General features: G+C 71.2%; 17 protein-coding genes. 5 read left to right on the top strand and 12 right to left on the bottom strand.

The annotated features are described in order from the left end of the window. Positions 1 to 95: 95 nt before the first annotated feature. Positions 96 to 350, bottom strand: coding sequence for a WhiB family transcriptional regulator (locus Q0L15_RS22730; RefSeq protein ID WP_284534102.1), 255 nt, complete (start codon positions 348 to 350; stop codon positions 96 to 98). A 155-nt stretch (positions 351 to 505) separates the two neighbouring features. Here Q0L15_RS22730 and cofD point away from each other — a divergent pair, with 155 nt between their 5' ends. From cofD to Q0L15_RS22715, 3 genes are all read left to right on the top strand, one after another. Beyond that, entirely contained in the window at positions 506 to 1,531 is a 1,026-nt protein-coding gene (gene cofD, locus Q0L15_RS22725; RefSeq protein WP_296607134.1) for a 2-phospho-L-lactate transferase, read from the top strand. Next, complete coding sequence (gene cofE, locus Q0L15_RS22720; protein WP_296607133.1) at positions 1,528 to 2,517, top strand: coenzyme F420-0:L-glutamate ligase; 990 nt, start codon at positions 1,528 to 1,530, stop codon at positions 2,515 to 2,517. The genes cofD and cofE overlap by 4 nt, the downstream gene beginning before the upstream one ends. Positions 2,518 to 2,587: 70 nt before the next feature. Continuing rightward, positions 2,588 to 3,343 carry a DUF3105 domain-containing protein gene (locus Q0L15_RS22715; protein WP_296607132.1) on the top strand — a complete coding sequence of 252 codons (756 nt, stop codon included), beginning with the start codon at positions 2,588 to 2,590 and terminating at the stop codon, positions 3,341 to 3,343. A gap of 77 nt (positions 3,344 to 3,420) precedes the next feature. On the opposite strand, the gene Q0L15_RS22710 is transcribed toward Q0L15_RS22715, so the two are convergent. Then, positions 3,421 to 4,524: a mannose-1-phosphate guanylyltransferase gene (locus Q0L15_RS22710; protein WP_296607131.1), complete on the bottom strand. Its 1,104-nt coding sequence runs from the start codon at positions 4,522 to 4,524 to the stop codon at positions 3,421 to 3,423. Between the two features lie 17 nt (positions 4,525 to 4,541). Between Q0L15_RS22710 and Q0L15_RS22705 the strand changes: the two genes are divergently transcribed. Beyond that, positions 4,542 to 5,267, top strand: coding sequence for a TIGR03089 family protein (locus Q0L15_RS22705; protein ID WP_296607130.1), 726 nt, complete (start codon positions 4,542 to 4,544; stop codon positions 5,265 to 5,267). A gap of 52 nt (positions 5,268 to 5,319) precedes the next feature. Here Q0L15_RS22705 and Q0L15_RS22700 read toward each other — a convergent pair whose 3' ends face one another. From Q0L15_RS22700 to Q0L15_RS22655, 10 genes are all read right to left on the bottom strand, one after another. Further along, positions 5,320 to 8,244, bottom strand: coding sequence for an FG-GAP-like repeat-containing protein (locus tag Q0L15_RS22700; RefSeq protein WP_296607129.1), 2,925 nt, complete (start codon positions 8,242 to 8,244; stop codon positions 5,320 to 5,322). Between the two features lie 497 nt (positions 8,245 to 8,741). Next, positions 8,742 to 9,554, bottom strand: coding sequence for an ABC transporter ATP-binding protein (locus Q0L15_RS22695; protein WP_296607128.1), 813 nt, complete (start codon positions 9,552 to 9,554; stop codon positions 8,742 to 8,744). Further along, complete coding sequence (locus Q0L15_RS22690; RefSeq protein ID WP_296607127.1) at positions 9,551 to 10,432, bottom strand: ABC transporter permease; 882 nt, start codon at positions 10,430 to 10,432, stop codon at positions 9,551 to 9,553. The genes Q0L15_RS22695 and Q0L15_RS22690 overlap by 4 nt, the downstream gene beginning before the upstream one ends. Beyond that, positions 10,425 to 12,425 carry a glycosyltransferase gene (locus Q0L15_RS22685; protein ID WP_296607126.1) on the bottom strand — a complete coding sequence of 667 codons (2,001 nt, stop codon included), beginning with the start codon at positions 12,423 to 12,425 and terminating at the stop codon, positions 10,425 to 10,427. Before Q0L15_RS22685 ends, Q0L15_RS22690 begins: the two co-directional genes overlap by 8 nt. A gap of 25 nt (positions 12,426 to 12,450) precedes the next feature. Continuing rightward, positions 12,451 to 13,638, bottom strand: coding sequence for a UDP-galactopyranose mutase (gene glf, locus Q0L15_RS22680; RefSeq protein WP_296607125.1), 1,188 nt, complete (start codon positions 13,636 to 13,638; stop codon positions 12,451 to 12,453). A 6-nt stretch (positions 13,639 to 13,644) separates the two neighbouring features. Further along, positions 13,645 to 14,589, bottom strand: coding sequence for a glycosyltransferase family 2 protein (locus tag Q0L15_RS22675; protein WP_296607124.1), 945 nt, complete (start codon positions 14,587 to 14,589; stop codon positions 13,645 to 13,647). Next, positions 14,582 to 15,532, bottom strand: coding sequence for a glycosyltransferase family 2 protein (locus tag Q0L15_RS22670; RefSeq protein ID WP_296607123.1), 951 nt, complete (start codon positions 15,530 to 15,532; stop codon positions 14,582 to 14,584). Before Q0L15_RS22670 ends, Q0L15_RS22675 begins: the two co-directional genes overlap by 8 nt. A 164-nt stretch (positions 15,533 to 15,696) precedes the next feature. Then, on the bottom strand, positions 15,697 to 17,142 hold the full coding sequence (locus Q0L15_RS22665) for an LCP family protein (protein ID WP_296607122.1): 1,446 nt from the start codon (positions 17,140 to 17,142) through the stop codon (positions 15,697 to 15,699). Positions 17,143 to 17,247: 105 nt separating this feature from the next. Beyond that, entirely contained in the window at positions 17,248 to 17,793 is a 546-nt protein-coding gene (locus Q0L15_RS22660) for an acyl-CoA thioesterase (RefSeq protein ID WP_296607121.1), read from the bottom strand. A 32-nt stretch (positions 17,794 to 17,825) separates the two neighbouring features. Next, positions 17,826 to 18,014: a hypothetical protein gene (locus Q0L15_RS22655; protein ID WP_296607120.1), complete on the bottom strand. Its 189-nt coding sequence runs from the start codon at positions 18,012 to 18,014 to the stop codon at positions 17,826 to 17,828. Positions 18,015 to 18,182: 168 nt separating this feature from the next. Between Q0L15_RS22655 and Q0L15_RS22650 the strand changes: the two genes are divergently transcribed. Then, a partial coding sequence (locus tag Q0L15_RS22650) for a wax ester/triacylglycerol synthase domain-containing protein (RefSeq protein WP_296607119.1) occupies positions 18,183 to 18,913 on the top strand: 731 nt, incomplete at its 3' end.

The following is an 18,913-nucleotide window of genomic DNA, read 5'->3' as shown; positions in this document are numbered from 1 at the left end:
CAGCGGGCGCCGTCGTGACTGACGAGCAGCGCTGAGACCGAGGAACCCACGATCCAGAACCATAACGGCCGGAGGGTGAGGCTCCTCGGTCGGCGCTACACCGCGCGCTTCTTCAGCTTGCGCCGCTCCCGCTCGGAGAGCCCGCCCCAGATGCCGAAGCGCTCGTCGTTCATCAACGCATACTCGAGACAGTCGTCTCGCACGTCGCACGTCAGGCAGACCTTCTTGGCCTCACGAGTCGACCCTCCCTTTTCGGGGAAGAACGCCTCGGGGTCGGTCTGTGCGCACAACGCACGTTCCTGCCAGCCCGCTTCCTCGGCGTCCCCGTCGAGGAGAAACAGTTCTCTCACGGCCCTCGCCCTTTCGACCCGGTACTGCCGCTCCCCCACATCGTGAACGACACTGTGGGAATTACATGCCTGTCGTACCCCGAAAGTCAACCCCGCATCTGCTATGGGCGACCACCGGCGGTCGCGCGAACACCCCGGTGCGGCAAGGTATCCGCATGCAGAACATCACCGTCTTGTCGGGCGGCATGGGCGGCGCCCGCTTCCTCCAGGGCCTGCTCCACGGCATCACCCGCGGTCTGCTGCCCGGCGTCGCGCCCGACGCGGTGGTCACCGTCGTGGCCAACACGGCCGACGACCTGTGGATCCACGGCCTCAAGGTCTGCCCCGACCTCGACACCGTGATGTACACCCTGGGCGACGGCATCGACCTCGAGCGCGGGTGGGGCCGGCGCGAGGAGACCTGGAGCGTCAAGGACGAGCTGGCGACGTACGGCGTGGAGCCCACCTGGTTCGGCCTGGGCGATCGGGACATCGCCACCCACCTGGTGCGCACGCAGATGCTCGACGCCGGCTACCCCCTCTCCCAGGTCACCGAGGCGCTGTGCCGCCGCTGGCTGACGCCGGTCCACGGCGACGCCGTGCGCCTGCTCCCCATGAGCGACGACCGGGTCGAGACGCACGTCGCGATCGCCGACGCCGCGGCTCCCAGCGGCCGTCGGGTCGTGCACTTCCAGGAGTACTGGGTCAGGCTGCGCGCCGAGGTGCCGGCCGAGGCCGTGGTCGTGGTCGGGCTCGACGAGGCCACGCCGGGCCCGGGAGTCATCGACGCGATCACCGACGCGGACCTCGTCGTGCTGCCGCCGTCCAACCCCGTCGTCTCCGTCGGGACGATCCTCGGCGTGCCGCGCGTCCGCGAGGCGCTGGTCGCGACGCAGGCTCCGGTCGTCGGCCTCTCGCCCATCGTCGGCGGCAGCCACGTGCGCGGCATGGCCAACCAGCTCCTCAGCTCGCTCGGTGTCGAGGTCAGCGCCGCCGGGGTCGGGCTCCACTACGGCGCCCGGGCGAACGGCGGCGTGCTGGACGCCTGGCTCGTCGACCAGGTCGACGCCGCCGAGGTGGAGCGGGTGGCGGCCGCCGGTCTCGCGTGCCGCGCCGTGCCGTTGATGATGACCGACGTCGACGCGACCGCGGCGATGGCCGCGGCCGCCGTGGACCTCGCCCGCGAGCAGACCCGGGGATGACCCGGATCGAGGTCGTCGCGCCCGACGGCGTGCCCGAGGTCGGCCCGGGCGACGACCTGGTCGAGCTGCTGCTCCCTCGCCTCGAGCTGGCGGGAGCCGCCCTGGCGGACGGCGACATCGTGGTCGTGACGAGCAAGGTGGTGAGCAAGGCCGAGGGGCGGGTCCGCCCCGGCACGCGCGACGAGGCGCTGCCCGGCGAGACCGTCCGCGTGGTCGCCCGGCGCGGGCCGACGACGATCGTGCGCAACCGCCTCGGCCTGACGATGGCAGCGGCCGGCATCGACGGCTCCAACGTCGCCGCGGGCCACGTGGTGCTGCTCCCCGTCGACCCGGACGGCTCGGCGCGCGACCTGAGGGCCCGGCTGCTGGAACGCACGGGACGCAACGTCGCGGTCGTGGTCACCGACACCGCCGGGCGCGCGTGGCGCGAGGGCCAGACCGACATCGCGATCGGGGCCGCGGGCCTCGTCGTGGCCGAGGAGCACGCCGGGCGCACCGACCGGTGGGGCAACGAGCTCGCGGTGACGCTGCCGGCAGTGGCCGACGAGATCGCGGGGGTCGCCGAGCTGGCCCAGGGCAAGCTCGCCGCCCGACCGTTCTCCGTCGTGCGCGGGCGCGCCGACCTGGTCCTGCCCGCCGGCGAGCACGGCCCGGGCGCGCGCTCCCTCATCCGGGCCGAGGGCGCCGACCTCTTCGGGTACGGCGCGCGGGAGGCCGTCGTCCGCGCCCTCACCGGCGACCCCGTCGACCGGGCGCCGTTCGGCGCACCCGCCCCGATCGCCGAGCTCGCCGACGCGATCGGGGCGGTCCTGGGCCTGCACGCGTCCCGCACCGGCCCTGGCGCCGACGAGCTGTTGGTGACCGCGCCGCCGGGCCTCACCCGGTCGCTCGCGGCCCTGGCGTTCGCCCACGGCTGGGAGGTCGACCGCGGCGAATCTCCTGGCGGCACCCGATTGCGCCCCGTAACTCCCAGGATCCACCCGTAGACTCTGCCGACGATCGACCGACTGACCCCTGACCGCCCTGCACGACCGAGCACCACCGAGGACGCACACCGTGGCCAAGCCAGCCAAGAACGACCGCCAGGCGGTCATCAAGCAGACGCTCAAGAAGCAGAAGAGCGCCGACCAGCGCCGCGGGTTCGCGATCGTCGGCGTGTGCGTCCTGGTCGCCCTGGTGATCATCGGCGCCGCGGCGTACAAGCCCGTCAAGGACTGGTGGGACGGGCGGGAGTTCGACAAGCTCGCGCTCAGCGACATCGGCGCCCCGGCCTCGGTCTGCCAAGACATCACCACCAAGAAGGCCGACGGCAACCAGAACCACGTCCCGACCGGCACCCCGGTCGAGTACACCGACGCTCCGCCCGCGTTCGGCGCCCACTGGAACGAGGCGGGTGTCGCGCCGGCGCCCTTCGCGCGGAAGTTCTACACCGCCGACGACCGGCCCCAGCTCGAGGCCCTGGTCCACAACCTCGAGCACGGCTACACGCTGCTGTGGTACGACGACACGATCGCGAACAACGACAAGGACCTCGGCGAGCTGCGCGCGATCGCCGAGAAGTTCGGCGGCGGCGACAATCTCCGCAACAAGTTCATCGCGCTCCCGTGGACCAAGGACGACGAGAACGGCGCGTCCTTCCCCGACGGCCAGCACATCGCGTTCACGCACTGGTCGGCCGGCGGCACCGGCGAGACCGATGCCAGCAAGCAGGAGGGCGTCTGGCAGTACTGCTCCGAGATCAGCGGCGCCGCCCTCGACGCGTTCATGGAGAAGTACCCCTACTTCGACTCCCCCGAGCCCAACGCCATGTAGGTGGCGACGCACCTGACGCAGATGCTCTCTCGCCGCACTCGAGGGAGCATCTGCGTCAGGTGCGTGCGGCTCCAGGCTCAGGTCAGCCCGGCACGCCCCTCGGCCTTGAGCCCCTCGACGATCTGCTTGACGTCCTGGGCCCGGGCCCGGGTGGTGACCAGCAGGGCGTCGGGGGTGTCGACGACGACGACGTCGTCGAGCCCGACCACCGCGACGACGCGACCCGAGCCCGGGAGCACCAACCCGCTGGTGTCGACGGCACGGACCAGGCCCGCGTCGCCCAGCACCGCGACCGTCTCGGCGTCGTCGCCGACCAGCGCGGCGAGCGAGTCGAAGTCGCCGATGTCGTCCCAGTGGAACGAGGAGGGCACGCACGCGACCCGGCCGGCGTCGGCGGCGGGCTCGGCGACGGCGTGGTCCAGCGCGATCTTGGGGAGGCTCGGCCACAGCTCGTCGAGACGGTCGGGGTCCGCGGCGATCGCGCGCAGCGCGTCCGCGAACTCCGGGTGCCATTGGCCGAGGAGGTCGAGCAGCACCGTGGGCCGGACGACGAACATGCCGGCGTTCCAGCGGTAGCGGCCGGTGGCGACGTACTCGGTCGCCGTGCGCACCGACGGCTTCTCGACGAACTCCCGCACGTGCGTCGCCGCCGGGTGACCGGGCAGCTCCTCCCCGAGATGGATGTAGCCGAACGCCGAGGAGGGGAACGCCGGCTCGATGCCGAGCGTCACCAGCCAGTCGTCGCGGGCGACCTCGGCGGCGATCCGCACCGCGGCGGCGAACGCCTCGGGGTCGGGGATCACGTGGTCGGCCGCGAAGGAGCCCATGACGGCGTCCGGGTCCTCGCGCTCGAGGACCGCCGCGGCCAGGCCGATGGCCGCCATCGAGTCGCGGGGCGCCGGCTCGGCCAGCACCCGCCCAGGGGCGACCTCGGCGAGCTGCTCCAGCACGGCGGCGCGGTGCGCGGTGCCCGTGACGACCACGAACCGGTCCTCCACCAGCGGCGCGAGCCGGTCCTGGGTCTCCTGCAGCAGCGTCCGGCCCCGACCGGTGAGGTCGTGGAGGAACTTCGGGGCCGACGACCGCGAGAGCGGCCACAGCCGGGTTCCCGCTCCACCGGCGGGGATCACGGCCCAGAAGTGGTCGATGCTCGAGGCTGGTGCGGACGGGCTGGAGGGCATGCTGAGAGGCTATCCAGGTGACGACCTTCGCCGATGTCATGGCGCGCCAGCTGCGCGCCGACTCCGCCCGACCACTGGTCACGTTCTACGACGAGGCGACCGGGGAGCGCGTCGAGCTCTCCGTGACGACGTACGCGAACTGGGTGGCCAAGGCCGCGTCGCTGCTGACCGAGGAGCACGAGCTCGAGCGGGGGCAGTCGTTGTGCATCGACCTGCCGGCACACTGGCTCGGACCGGTCTTCCTCGGCGCGGCCTGGACGGCCGGGCTCGTGGTGACCGGCTCGGACGACCCGTCGCCGGACGCGGTCGTCTGCGGCCCCCGGACGCTCGACAGGTGGGCCCCGGTCGCGGGCGACGTGCCGGTGCTCGCGTGCTCGTTGCTGCCGCTCGGGGTCCGCTTCCGCGACCCGATCCCGGCCGACGTCCACGACGTCGGCGTGGAGGTCTGGTCACAGCCGGACGCCTACACCCCGTGGGACCCGCCGGGTCCGGACGACGCCGCCACCGGGCCGTCGTACGGCGGCCACACGCAGGGCGAGCTGTGGACAGCGGCCGCCGCCGGGAGTCTCCTCACCGACGGCGGCCGCCTCCTCTCGGAGGCGAACCCGGCTTCCCCACCAGGTGTCGCCTCCTTCACCGAGCCGCTCGTTCACGGCGGCTCGCTGGTCCTGGTCACCCACGCCGCGCCGGAGCGGCTCGAGGCGATCTTCACCGCCGAGCGCGCTACGGCCCGCTTCCCTTGATCGCGGGAAGACCAGCCAGTCCCTGTTCCCCAGCCTCGGAGCCTGCTGGCTCCTAGCCGGCCAGGTCGTACACCCCCATCCCCTCCGCCAGGAACCGGCGCGGCGCGAAGCCGGTCGCCGTGCCCTGGAGCAGCCACAGGTACCCGGTCGCCTTGTCCCGGACGATCAGGTCGGGGTGACCGGTCAGCAGCACGTCGCTGACGCCGATCACCCAGTCGTACGGCGACAGGTCGACGCTCAGCGCACGCGGGCTCGTCAGGCCGCCCGGCCCGTTGCCGGGGAACAGCGTGAGCTTCGAGCCGCTGCGGAACAGGGAGTCGGGCGCACCGTCGGCGTCCCAGCGGCCCACCGGCACCTGGCGCCCGGCGGCGATCCGCCCGTGGGCGACGTAGCTGGGCTTGAGACCGGCCACGCCGTTGCCGGGGTAGATGCGGATCGCCCCACCCTTCGGCTGGCCCATGAGGTCGGGGTATCCGTCGCCGGTCATGTCGCCCACCGCGGCGAGCAGCCCGACGTTCCCGAACCCGTCGGCCAGCTTGATCGACGTCGTGCCGAAGTGGCCGGCGCCGTCGCCGCGGCGCAGGTAGAGGGTGCCGGAGGTCTTGCTGCGGAACACGACGTCACCGAAGCCGTCGCGGTCCCAGTCGCCCGCGTTGAGCAGGATGTTCGCCTCGGAGAAGTCGACGCCGGTGGCGATCGGCTTGGCGGTCTCGGTGCCGCCGCTGTTGCGGTACACCACGATCCGAGCGCCCTTGCGGGCCACGACGTCGGCCGTCGCGTCGCCGAGGACCTGCGCGGCTCCCACCACGGCGCCGGCGCCCTTGACCCGGGCGACCGGGCCCAGGGGCAGGCCGTAGGTGCCGTCGCCCCGCGAGGGGAGCACGTAGCCGCGCTTGCTCTCCGCGTCGCGCACGAACAGGTCGTCGCGGCCGTCGCGCGTCAGGTCGCCGGCTCCGCTCATCGACATCCAGCGCTGCCACGAGCCGGCGAGGGCCACGCGGGTGCCGAAGCCGCCCTTCGCCAGGCCGGGAAGCAGCCACATCGCTCCGCTCGCGTCCCGGGCGAGCAGGTCGGCGCGCCCGTCCCCGTCCGCGTCGCCGGAGCCCACCAGGAGGGTGTATCCGCCCCAGGTCGCACCCTGGCGCTCGACGCGGAACGTCCCGTCACCGCGGCCCAGGTAGACGTCCAGGCGACCGGTGGCGGGCCACCGGGCGACCAGGTCGGCGTTGCCGTCGCCGTCGAGGTCGCCGGCCGGCGTGACCAGGTCGTGACCGTCGAGGGCACCGATCTTCTTCACCGCCGCACCGAACGTCCCGTCCGCTGCGCCCGGGCGGAGCTCGGTGCTGCCGTCGGCGGTGCGGACGACGAGGTCGCCGATCCCGTCGCCGGTCAGGTCGGCGGAGGCCACCGCGCTGTCGCCGGAGGTCAGCCCGCTGACGGCGGTGATGCCCTTGCCGTACCCGGTGAGACCCGCGGTCGGGATGATGAAGCCCTGGCCGTCGCTCGCGCGGCGGACGATGAGGTCGGGGTGCGGCGTCGAGGCGAGGTTGGACTCCAGCTCCCGCCCGGCCCAGCCGCGCTGCGCCTCGGCGGCCAGCGTGCGGATCTCCGGGATCTTGGCGTACAGGTAGCGGCCCGGGCACGCGGTCGAGGCGGCGTCGCGGTGGCCGTTGATGGCCTGGAAGTTCTTCGACCCGACCCACTGCTGGGGCGAGGAGGCGTCGACGCCGTGCAGCGAGAGCTTCCACGCGAACAGCGCGCCGTAGGCCTGGATCATCGCCTGCGAGGGCTGCTTGATGTCGTAGTTGCCGATGGCCGACATCGCGAAGGAGTACTCGTTGTAGTTCAGGGTGTGGGCCCCGACCACCGGGCGGTCGATCCCGCCGTACCGGCCCTCCCAGATGCGGCCGAACCGGTCGACGAGGAAGTTGTAGCCGATGTCCGACCAGCCCCGCGACTGCGTGTGGTACGCGTAGATGCTGCGGATGATCCCCGGCACCTCGTTGCGGGTGTAGTCGTTGGCGTTGACCGTGTGGTGGACGAAGCCGGCGTGCACCTCGAAGTAGTGCAGCGAGCTCTTCTCGCGCATCCGCTCGTCGGCGCCCCACTGGGCGCGGGAGTAGATCTGGGGCCGCGGGGTGTACGTCGCCGCCTGCAGGTCGATCGCGTCGCCGCCGTCGGTGCCCTCGCCGGGGTCGGTGGCCAGCTCGTCGCCGGCGGCCGTGTCGCCGGTCGCGTCCCCGGCGGGCGGCGGCGTGGCGCCGTCCATCGTGTCGGTGTCGAGCGCCGGCTTCTCGGCCGCGCTGCGGGTGGCCTTGCCGGGGTCGACGACCGCGAGCCGCAGGTCCGGCGGGAGCGTACGGGTGGCGGCGGCGCGCACCTGGACCTCGTCGACGTCGCCGACCAGCAGGGCATCGGTGCCCGGACGCGCGTGCCGCGCCTCGGCCGAGCCGGCGTCGGGACCGTGCTCGAGGTCGTAGTCGAGGTCCATCCACTCCGACCATCCGGCCTCGGTGCGGGTGCGGACCGCGAGGCTGATCGCGTCCTCGGCGACCTGCGTGCCGTGCGCCCAGGTGACGCCGACGGCGCCGTAGCCCTCGACGGGCTCGGGCACGCTGGTCACCTGGGGGCCGCCGAGGAGGCCGGCCTTCGTGCGGGCGCTGACCGCGTCCGGCGCGACCTTGCGGCCGGCCTGCGGTCGGGCGGTGGCGCCGTTGGGGGCCGTCAGGGAGTACTCCGTGACCGTCGGGTCGACCGTGGTGGTCGGCACCGTCGAGGGCCGGGCGGCGGCTCGGGTGTACGCCGAGAGGTCGGCGGACAGCGGGTCACCGGACGTGCCGGAGGCGCTTCCGGTCGGCATCTCGCGCACGACGTCGAGGCTGACGACGCTCGCCGCCGGGGTGAGGGCAGCGAGGACGACACCGAGGGCCAGCATCTGCTGGCAGGCGGTGACAAAGGTGGTCTTGCTGGGGGGCATCGACGTACTCCATGTGCGCGGGGAAGTTCACACGTGAAGCAACTTTCACACCAGTCACAGGCCCCGGGAAGAGGAATTGAGTAACTACAAACGTGTAATTTCCACTCGACACGCCGATGAAATCGAGATTTGTCAAGAAACTTCACGCGTGTAGTTCTGCGCTGAGAGTCGCGTCTCGGTTGGCCCCCGGGGACGTCATACGACGTGGGTGTCCTGGCGGCCAGAACGTATGACGTCCTGCGCACTGCCCCGGGACGTCATACGACATGGGTGTCCTGGCGACCGGAACGTATGACGTCCCGCGGTGGCCACAGGTCGGCGTTCTCCCGATAGGCGCCAACTCGTCCGGAGCCGGTCGGGTCAAGGGCGGCGAAGCCGCCGCAGGGGACCCTTGACCCGGCTGGTGGAGGACGAACACTGGCGCCACCGGGAGGACACCGACCCACCCACACCTTCAGCAGGAGAGCCCGACTCGGGGCTGACATCTGAGGCTTCGCTCAGATGTCCGCGCCGAGCTCGTCGTCGGTGTCCTCGCCGGCGGTGAGCTCCTCACCGTCGGCGTCGTCGTACTTGACGAACCGGATGCCCTCGTCGACGTCGCCGTCGAAGGCCAGCCGGCCCTGCTCGAGGACGATCACCCGGTCGCACATCCGGCGCACCGAGGGTGCCGCGTGGCTGACGTAGAACAGCGTGCGGCCGCTGTCGCGGATCTCCTGCATCTTCGCCAGGCACTTCTGCTTGAAGGGCTTGTCCCCCACCGCGAGCACCTCGTCGGCGAGGAAGATGTCGGAGTCGACGTGGATGGCCACGGCGAAGCCGAGGCGGGCGAACATGCCCGAGGAGTAGTGGCCGACCGGCGAGTCGAGGAACTTGCCGATGTCGGCGAACTCCACGATGTCGTCGAACTTCCGCTTGGTCTCGGCCTCGCTCATGCCGAGGACCGCGGCGTTGAGGAAGACGTTCTCACGGCCGGTGAGCTGCGGGTGGAAGCCCGCCCCCGTGGCGATCAGGCCGGCGATGCGACCACGGGTCAGCACGGTGCCGCCATCGGGGCGCATCACACCGTTGATCAGCTTGAGCAGCGTGCTCTTGCCCGAGCCGTTGAGGCCCATCAGGCCGATGGACTCCCCCTGCTCGACGGTGAACGAGACGTGGTCCAAGGCGTTGAACGTGCCGCTGATGTCGCGGCCCTTGAGCCGGGCGACCGCCATCTGCTTGAGCGTGCGGTGGTAGCGCAGCGTGAAGGACTTCGTGACGTCCTCGACGACGATGGAGGTGCTGGCGGGGTAGCCGCCCTTGGGCGTGGTCACAGCTGCTCCGGCACGCGGTTCTCGAACCGACGGAAGACGGCCTGGCCGATGAGGAGCATCACGGCCGAGATCGCCAGGCCGAGGAACCCGAACGAGTAGAGGTGGTCGGGGATGTGCGTGGCGTGGATCTCCCCGGGGTGGTCCGTCGTGCCGACCCAGAAGGCCTGCTGCACCAGCAGCACCGCGTCGGCGATCGGGTTGAAGAGGTAGTAGTGGGCGAACGAGCCGAAGCGCGAGTCGACCATGTTGTAGGAGTAGATCATCGGCACGCCGAACCGCACGAAGTTCGTGAGGATGGAGACGAAGCTGCTGACGTCGCGCAGGAACACGTTGGCGACGCTGAACATCAGCGCGAGCGAGGTGCCCAGCATCGCGATGATCGCCAGCGCGAGCACGAACCCGAGCAGGTAGACCGGGTCGGGCGTCCATCCGGTGAACAGGCAGATGATCGTGAGGATGATCAGCTGCGGGCCCATGTGGTAGAGCGAGACGAGCATCGACGCGACCGGGAACATCTCCCGCGGCATGGCCATCTTCTGCACCAGCGAGCGGTTGCGCACGATCGAGCGCGTGCCGGCGTTGAACGTCTCGACGAAGAACTGGACGACGATCAGCCCGCAGAACACGTGCACCGCGAACATCTCGGTGCTGCGGCCCATGATCTTGCCCATCACGAACCAGTAGATGAACAGCTGCGAGAGCGGGTTGATGTAGGACCAGAGCAGCCCGAGGACCGAGCCCTGGTAGCGGGCGCTGAGCTCGCGCTGCACCAGCATCCGCAGCAGGTAGCGACGCCGGAACACCTCGAGCAGACCGGCCCGTGGGGCCGGCGGGCTCAGCGGTGCGTCGACGACGTGCGCCCGACCGGCCTCAGTCATCTCCCGCCTGCTCCCCCGTCCACGGGCGGAACGTCTCCGACCAGGTGTCGGGAGAGGTGATCTCGCCGAGCTTGGCGCGGTACTCCTCGGCCAGCCGCGGCCACTCGCGCTTGAGGCGCTCGTGGATCTCGATGGTCTTGACCATCAGCTCGCGGAACAGCTCGGGGTCGCGACGGTAGAAGGCGGCCGAGGCACCGTCGTTCATCGAGACGATCGCGGAGTCGTACGACGCCAGCCGGTACCACTTGGCGTCCATCGCGCGGATCTCGGCCTCCGGGTGCTCCCGGGCCAGCTCGCGCGGCGGCTTGAGCTGGCGCAGCGGCTGGAGACCGGCGCTGACCAGCTGCGAGAGCCGACCGGGGATCTCGGTGCCGTCGCGGCCCTTGCGCGGCGGCTTCTTGCGGCGGACCGGCGGGAACGCGTCGGGATCGGCCTCGAGCTGGGCGTCGGTGTACTGCTTGCGCAGCGCGTTGATCTCGGCGAGCCGCGTCGGCAGCATCTCGTGCAGGTGGTCGGGGCCCGCGAGCACGTCGAGCAGCGCCTGGTGACGGATCTCCGCGGTGGAGTACTGCATCGAGACCAGGTGGGAGATCTGGTGGTTGCGGCTCTCGCGGACCATCCGGCCGCCCTTGGGGTACGGCGAGTGCAGCAGCGCCGCGACGAACCGGTTGCGCTGGTGGAAGTAGGCCTGCCAGTCGAGGCCGTCGTTCTTGTCGGTCCACGGCACGTGCCACACGGCGGCGCCGGGGAACGTCACCGTCGGGTAGCCGGCCTCCTTGGCGCGCAGGCCGAACTCGGAGTCGTCCCACTTGATGAACAGCGGCAGCGAGAGGCCGACCTCCTCCAGCACCTGCCGCGGGATCAGGCACATGAACCAGCCGTTGAAGTCGACGTCGACGCGCTTGTGCAGCCAGCGGCTCGAGCGCAGGTTGCGGCCGGCGAGGTCCCAGTCGCTGTAGGTGTCGAACGGTGACTGCCACCAGAAGCGCCACGGCTGCACGATCTCGCCGAAGCTGTGCAGGCGCGAGCGGGAGTAGATGTTGAACATGTGGCCGCCGACGAGCGTGGGGCGCCGGGCCAGGTCACCGAACGTGATCGCCCGGATGATGCCCTCGGGCTCGCAGACGACGTCGTCGTCCATCATCATCGCGTAGGTCGCGGTGCCCTTGCGGACCGACTCGAGCTGGCCACGCGCGTAGCCGCCCGACCCGCCGAGGTTGCCCTGCTCGATGACCTTCAGCAGGCTGTCGAGGGACGCCTCGGCCTTGGCGAAGTCCGGCGAGTCGACCACCTTGTCGGTGCCCTGCTCCATCACGAAGACCGTGTCGAGGTAGGGCCGCAGGTCGGCGTCCTCGCCGATCTGGGTGAGCAGCTGTGCACAGAAGTCGGGCCGGTTCATCGTGGTGATCGCGATGTCGACCGTGCCGTGCTCGGCGCGGTCGTCGGGCACCTCGGCGGTCCACTCGGCCGACTCGACGACGACGTCGTCGTCGCCGGCGATCACGTCGTACCAGTACCACCCGCCGTCGACGAACGGCGTCAGCGAGAGGTCGAACGTGAACGTGCTCCGGCTCTCGGCGCCGGTGTGGGCGGTGTCGACCCGCTGCGAGTGGCCCTTGGCCATCGACTTGTAGACGAGCACGGTCGCGCCGGCGCCGGCCACGGTGACCGTGAGCGTCACCTGCTTGACGACCGACCAGCGCCGCCAGTAGCTGGCGGGGAATGCGTTGAAGTAGGTGCCGAACGAGAGCCGGTCGCCGGACCTGACCCGGAACGCCGTGCGCGACTCGATCTGGTCGGGGTGCAGCTTGTGACCGGTCGCGGTGGACTGGCGGATCGCGGCGTTGTTGAGGTCCTTCGCCGCCTTGCTGCCACCGATCTCGTACTTGTCGGCGTCGAGCCGGGCGTCCTCGGGGTCGACGTACAGCGCGAGCACGTCGAGGTCCCGGTCGAGGGGCAGGATCTGCCGCTGGAGCAGGCGGGTCACCGTCATGCGAGGTCCTCCCGGAGGCCGGTGCTCACTCGTCAACGCCTCCACTGGTCAGCGGCGCGCCTTCGGCGAAGTGCGGCCGGAGCTTGTTCTCGAACATGGAGAGCGCCGAGCCGATCGCCATGTGCATGTCGAGGTACTTGTAGGTGCCGAGCCGACCACCGAAGAGCACCATCGGCTCACGCTTGGCCAGCTCGCGGTAGCGCAGCAGCTTCTCGCGGTCCGCCGCGGTGTTGATCGGGTAGTACGGCTCGTCGCCCTCCTCGGCGAAGCGCGAGTACTCGTGCACGACGATGGTCTTGCCGGGCAGGTAGGTGCGCTCGGGGTGGAGGTGCTTGAACTCGAGCGTACGCGTGTAGGGCACATCCTGGTCGTTGGCGTTGACGACGCCGGTGCCCTGGTAGTCGTCGACGTCGACCGTCTCGCGCTCGAGGTCGATGGTGCGCCAGGACAGACGGCCCTCGCTGTGCCCGAAGTACTCGTCGACCGGTCCGGTGTAGACGATCGGCACCTGACCCTTGAGCTCGTCGGCGACGTCGAAGAAGTCGGTGTCGAGCCGCACCTCGATGTTGGGGTGCTCGGCCATCCGCTCCAGCCACGCGGTGTAGCCGTCGACCGGCAGGCCCTCGTAGGTGTCGTTGAAGTAGCGGTTGTCGAAGGTGTAGCGGACCGGGAGGCGCGTGATGATGTCCGCGCTCAGCTCCCGGGGGTCGGTCTGCCACTGCTTGGCGGTGTAGCCCTTCACGAACGCCTCGTAGAGCGGGCGCCCGATCAGGCTGATCGCCTTCTCCTCGAGGTTCTTCGCGTCCTTGGTGTCGATCTCGCTCGCCTGCTCGGCGATGAGCGCGCGCGCCTCGTCGGGGGTGTGGCTCTTCCCGAAGAACTGGTTGATCAGGCCCAGGTTCATCGGGAAGGAGTAGACCTGCCCCTGGTACTTCGCGAAGACCCGGTGCTGGTAGCCGGTGAAGTCGGTGAACTTGTTGACGTAGTCCCACACCTTCTTGTTGGAGGTGTGGAACAGGTGGGTGCCGTAGACGTGCACCTCGATGCCGGTCTCCTCGTCGAACTCGCTGTAGGCGTTGCCGCCGAGGTGCGAGCGGCGCTCGAGCACGAGGACCCGCAGGCCGAGCTCGGTGGCGCAGCGTTCGGCGATCGTCAGCCCGAAGAATCCGGAGCCGACGACGACGAGATCAGGCTGGGGGGCAGTGGAGGACACGATCGGTCAGTCTACGGATCCCGACGGGCGGACCCGCATCCCCCGCGCGTCGCGCATGGCCCGGATCACGTTGCGGGCCTCGGCCCGGCCGCCGCGGAGGGGGCTCAGCAGCACGACCGCCGCGGTCACGAGCCACGGTTTGAGCCGCACCAGGGCGTTCTCGCCGTACCGCAGGTGCACCACGAACAGGTTGCGGTACATGAAGTAGCCCTTCCAGCCGCTCAGGTCGTGCTGCTGGTCGAACGGGAGCTGACGCACGAGCACCGCGTCGCGGACCGCCCAGATGCGGTAGCCGGCCCGCCGCGCGCGCACGGCGTAGTCGACGTCGTCGTAGAAGATGAAGTACGACGGGTCCGGCAGGCCGATCGCCTCGACGACCTCGCGGCGGAGCATGAACCCCTCGAACGCGACGTTCTGCAGCTCCACGCGCTCCGGCATCCGGTCCCGGCTGCCGTACTCGGTCTCGACCATCGCGGTCTTGGGGCGCACGGAGAGCGGGTTGCGCAGGTCGAAGCGCAGCGCGGCCTTCTCGACCAGGGCCCCGTGGGTGTCCTCCCGGACCGCCATCAGGCAGGCCTCGTCCTGGGCGAGCAGCACCTCGAGGCAGTCGGGGGCCGGCACCACGTCGTCGTCCATGAGCCAGATCCGGTCGTGCCCGCCCGCGAACGCCATCTGCACACCGAGGTGGAACCCCCCGGCGCCACCGAGGTTCTCCTCGGCGTGGGTGACGTGCAGCGGCAGCCCGGGCCGGGCGGCGGCGACCTGCTCGGTCAGGAGCGCCCGCGTGTGGTCGCTGCTCGCGTTGTCGATGACGTAGATCGCGTCGGCGGGCCGGGTCTGGGCCGCCAGACCGTCGAGCATGTGCGCGAGCAGGTCGGCACGGTTGTAGGTGACCACGACGACCGCCACGCTCTCGCCGGCGGCCGGGCCGGTCGGGGCCTCGTCAGCCATCGAGGTACCTCCGGTGTCCGGTGAAGTCGCCGCGCAGTCCGGCGTACATCGCGCGGGCGCTGGTCGCGAGCCGTCCGAGGTCGGGTCGGGTGAAGGCGTAGAACCAGACGGTCTTGGCGACGAACGCCAGGGCGTGCGGCCACCCCTTGTACTCGCGCAGGTTCAGCAGGTTGTTGCGGGCCATGCAGTAGTGCTTGAGGTCGCTGGGGCTGTGGTTGTACGTCGTGCGGCCGAACATCATCGGCGTGCCGAGGCTGCCGACCGCCGGGTGCCGGACCTGCGCGCCGACGACCGTCGCGATCCGGGCTCCCGCTGCCTCGGCGCGCAGCCGGTACTCGTGGTCGTCACCCCAGATGAAGTACTCCGCGCGCGGCAGCCCGATCCGCTCCACCAGCTCGCGGGTGACCAGCACACCGTTGAACGGGATCACGATGTCGTCGATCCGGCCTCGGGCGGCTGCCCGCTCGACGTCGGCCAGACGGTGCACCACGCGCGTGCCACCGGGCAGCCGGATCGGGAACACCAGCCGGCCGGGGTCGTCCTGGTCGACGACCAGCGGTCCCCAGAAGTCGAGCCCGGTCTCGGCGAGCAGCAGGGAGAGGCAGTCCGGATCGGGCAGCCCGTCGTCGTCCATCAGCCAGGCGAGGTCGGCTCCGCGCTCCATCGCCCAGGCGAGGCCGTCGTGGAAGCCCCGCGCGCCACCGCCGTTCTCGGCGAGCGTGCGGCCCACGACCGGTGTCGTCGGGTGCGCCTCACCCGGGTCACGGTCGTCGAGGCCGGCGAGCCACTCCCCCGTGCCGTCGGTCGAGGCGTTGTCGATCACGAGGATCTCGGCCAGCCCCGGCACCTGGTCGAGCCGCTCGAGGAGTCCCTGCAGCAGCGAGAGCCGGTTGAAGGTGACCACGACCGCGACGACGCGTCGGTCCAGCGGCTGCTCGGTCACGCGACCACCCTAGGGGCCGCCGTAGGTCGAGCCTGTCGAGACCCCCGCAGCGGAGCCGGCGTCTCTGGCCGTCTCATCGGTCTCGACACGCGGGTCGCGACTTCGCAGGCTCAGTCGCGCCGCTCGCTCGACCACCATCAGCGAGTCCGCTGGCGCGTCCTCGCTCAGCAGGCGGTGTCGAGGTCGTCGGCCTCGTTGGCGGCGTACCCGTCGTGCAGCGACCCGATCGAGCCGCCGGTGACGGACTCGCCCTCGTGCTTCTTGGGCTTCGCCGGGGGCGGGGCGGTGCCCTCGGCACGATCGATGGCGTCGGCGACCTTGTTCTTGATCAGCCTGATGTCGGGGTGGGCGGTGTCGATCATCGGCGGCACGAGCGACAGCGTCGAGATCTTCTGCCCGCGCGCCTTGAGCGCGAGCTCGGCGAAGTGGCCGAACTCGCCGGCCGGGATGTTCGTGGAGACCATCGCCGAGCTTGCCTGCGCGATGCTCGCGAAGTTGCGGACGGCGGACTGAGGACTGATCTGCTGCAGCATCGCGTTCATGACGCACTTCTGGCGCGCCATCCGCGAGTAGTCGTCGGAGTCGTACCGGGCGCGGGCGAACCACAGCGTCTCGAAGCCGTTGAGCTTCTGCACGCCCGGCTCGATGTGGCTGTAGAAGGAGTCCTGGGGCAGGCCGACGGGGATCTCCTGGCGCACGTTCAGGGTCACGCCCCCGACCGCGTCGACGAGGTCCTTGAAGCCCTGCAGGTTGACCATGGCCCAGTAGTTGATCTTCAGGCCGGTGATGCCCTCGATCGCCATCACGGTGGCGTCCACGCCCGGGTTGTCGGAGTGCGGGAACAGCTCGGTGTTGTCGCCGGCCCAGGTGCTCACGCCGTTGAGGTAGTCGGCGTCGAACCCGTCGGGGAACTGCTCGTGCATCACCGAGCCCTTGACGAAGGGGAAGTTCTGCATGTTGCGGGGCAGCGAGATCAGCACGGTGCGGCCGGTCTCGGCGTCGATGCTGGCGACGGTCATCGAGTCCGGACGAAGGCCCCAGCGACCCGCCCCGGAGTCGCCGCCCATCAGCAGCACGTTGTAGCGGCCGTCGTGGGCCCCGCTGACGTCGCCGTCGCCGGACATCGTCAGGATCAGGTCGCGCTGGGCGCCGGCGAGGTGGGCGCCGAAGAGCAGCGCCGCGGCGACCGAGAGCGCCAGCACGCCGTTGAGACCGACCGCGGCGCGCCGGTGGCCGAGGCTCAGCGTGAGGGGCTGACCCAGGCGCCACGCGTCGAAGAACAGCACCGCCCATCCGGTGGCGAGTGCCATGAGGGCCAGCCGCAGCCAGAACAGCGCCATGGTGTCGAAGGCCAGCTTGAACGCCAGCCCGTGCCAGAACAGCACGACGACGAGCGTGCCCACGCAGGTCGTGACGACCGCGAACCAGAGGCGGAGCGCGATGATCCCGACCCTGCGGTTGCCGGCGACCAGCTGGGCGGAGCCCGGCAGGAGCAGGGTCATGAGCATGAGGGCCAGGGCCCGACGGAAGCGCACCCGAGCGGCGCGGTCGCCGGCGCTGAAGCGCGGGACCTGGCGATCGAGCGACCCGGGGGAAGAGACGGGCGGCATCGAGATGCCTCTCTGCACGGTGGAACGGGGAAGGTGGTGGTGCTGACCGCCAGTATCACCAGTCACACCCGTCACAGCCGGTCGCGACGCGCCGAGGAGGACCGATCAGGCTTGGCGCGAGCGCCCGGCCTCGATCGCGCGGCGCCTGGCCAGCCGGTGGGCGCGCCGGATCTCGGCCTCGCGGTGCCGGCGCAGCTCGTCGGCGGTCTCGGGCACCAGTCCGGGCACCTGCCGAGCGCGGCCGGCGCCGTCGACCGCGACGAACACGAAGTACGCCGAGGCCACGTGCAGCGAGGTCGTCGACGGGTCGTTCCACGGTTGTGTCTCGACGCGGACGCCGATCTCCATCGACGACCGGCCGGCCCAGTTGACCTGGGCGAACGTGCGCACGATGTCGCCGACGTGCACCGGCTCGAGGAACGCCATCTCGTCCATGGCCGCGGTCACGGCGGGACCGCCGCTGTGACGGGCCGCCACCGCGCCGGCGGTGGAGTCGGCGAGCTTCATGATCTCGCCGCCGTGGATGTTGCCGAGCAGGTTGGCCTGGGCGCTCGAGGTGACGACGGCCAGCGAGACGCGGGCGTACGACGGCGACAGCCCGTGCCGCTTCGGCTCCTCGGGGGGCATCGGCGGCTCGGGCTGCGAGGACATGCCTCGCACGCTACCGCCGGGGGTACGACGGGTCAGTCGGACGCCCCGGGCCGCGGAGCCTTCTCCTCGGGCTCGTCGTTGACCCGGTGGGCGTGGGCGGCCTCGGCCGCCAGGTAGCGGTTCATCCCCGCCCACAGGCGGGCCCGCTCCGCACTGCCGGTGCTCCGTGTCGCGTTGGACTTCGCCTCCTGCTGGGCCTGCACCTGCTCCCGCTCGGTCATGGCTCCTCCTCTCGACATGACCACCATCACTCCGCGGCGTCCCGGACCCCAGGGCCTTTCGGCCCGGGCCCTTCGGGACCCCCGGCGGGCGCGACGAGGCCGGTCGACCCGGGTGCGCCACCCGGGCGACATCGAGACTTGATCAACAGGCCCGTGAAGGAGGCCGCTGTGGAGCGACTCACCCCTCTCGCCGACGCGTTCCTCGAGGTGGAGGACGTCGACCCCGCCGTGTCCTTGGCCATCGGCTCGCTCGCGGTCCTCGACGGGCCGCCGCCCTCGTACGACGAGTTCCTCGCACTGGTCGACGCCCGGCTCCCGCTGGTGCCGCGCTACCGCCAGCGGCTGCGGCCGGTACCGCTCGACCTCGCGGCGCCCGCCTGGGTCGCCGACGACGACTTCGACCTGCGCCACCACGTCCTGCGGGCAGCCGTGCCGGGACCCGGCGGACCCGCCGAGGTCGCCGAGCTCGTCGCCACCTTGATGGCGCCGCGGATGGACCGGTCCCGCCCGTTGTGGGAGTGCTGGCTGTGCGAGGGGTTGCCCGACGGGCGGTGGGCGGTGCTCTCGCGCGTGCACCACTGCCTCGCCGACGGCGTCTCGGGCACCGACCTCTACCGGCTGTTCCTGGACCTGACCCCCGAAGGCCGCCCGACCGTTCCCGCACCTCACCCGCCCCAGGGCGCCGGGGCCGACCAGACGGACGCGGCGTTCGCCGCTCGCGGGCTGGGCGAGATGCTCGGCTACCCGGCGCGCATCGCGACCGCCGTCGGACGGCTCTCCTGCACCCCGGTCCGCTCGGCCGCAGCGGTGGTGCGGGGGGCGCGCGGCGTCCTCGACCTGTCCGGGGCGTCCCGGCCGGTGCAGGCGTCCTCGCTGCTCGGACCGATCGGAGCCGACCG

Source organism: Nocardioides sp., assembly GCF_024509035.1.
Classification (GTDB): Bacteria; Actinomycetota; Actinomycetes; order Propionibacteriales; family Nocardioidaceae; genus Nocardioides.
Note: the sequence above shows the minus strand (reverse complement) of the source record. Positions and strands in the feature narration are given on the sequence as shown.

Bases quoted from the DNA above. Each gene is read 5' to 3' on its own strand.
- Q0L15_RS22685 (WP_296607126.1), bottom strand. From the start codon at position 12,425: ATGACGGTGACCCGCCTGCTCCAGCGGCAGATCCTGCCCCTCGACCGG.
- Q0L15_RS22655 (WP_296607120.1), bottom strand. From the start codon at position 18,014: ATGACCGAGCGGGAGCAGGTGCAGGCCCAGCAGGAGGCGAAGTCCAAC.
- cofE (WP_296607133.1), top strand. From the start codon at position 1,528: ATGACCCGGATCGAGGTCGTCGCGCCCGACGGCGTGCCCGAGGTCGGC.
- Q0L15_RS22690 (WP_296607127.1), bottom strand. From the start codon at position 10,432: ATGACTGAGGCCGGTCGGGCGCACGTCGTCGACGCACCGCTGAGCCCG.
- Q0L15_RS22675 (WP_296607124.1), bottom strand. From the start codon at position 14,589: ATGGCTGACGAGGCCCCGACCGGCCCGGCCGCCGGCGAGAGCGTGGCG.
- Q0L15_RS22660 (WP_296607121.1), bottom strand. From the start codon at position 17,793: ATGTCCTCGCAGCCCGAGCCGCCGATGCCCCCCGAGGAGCCGAAGCGG.
- Q0L15_RS22700 (WP_296607129.1), bottom strand. From the start codon at position 8,244: ATGCCCCCCAGCAAGACCACCTTTGTCACCGCCTGCCAGCAGATGCTG.
- cofD (WP_296607134.1), top strand. From the start codon at position 506: ATGCAGAACATCACCGTCTTGTCGGGCGGCATGGGCGGCGCCCGCTTC.
- Q0L15_RS22665 (WP_296607122.1), bottom strand. From the start codon at position 17,142: ATGCCGCCCGTCTCTTCCCCCGGGTCGCTCGATCGCCAGGTCCCGCGC.
- Q0L15_RS22710 (WP_296607131.1), bottom strand. From the start codon at position 4,524: ATGCCCTCCAGCCCGTCCGCACCAGCCTCGAGCATCGACCACTTCTGG.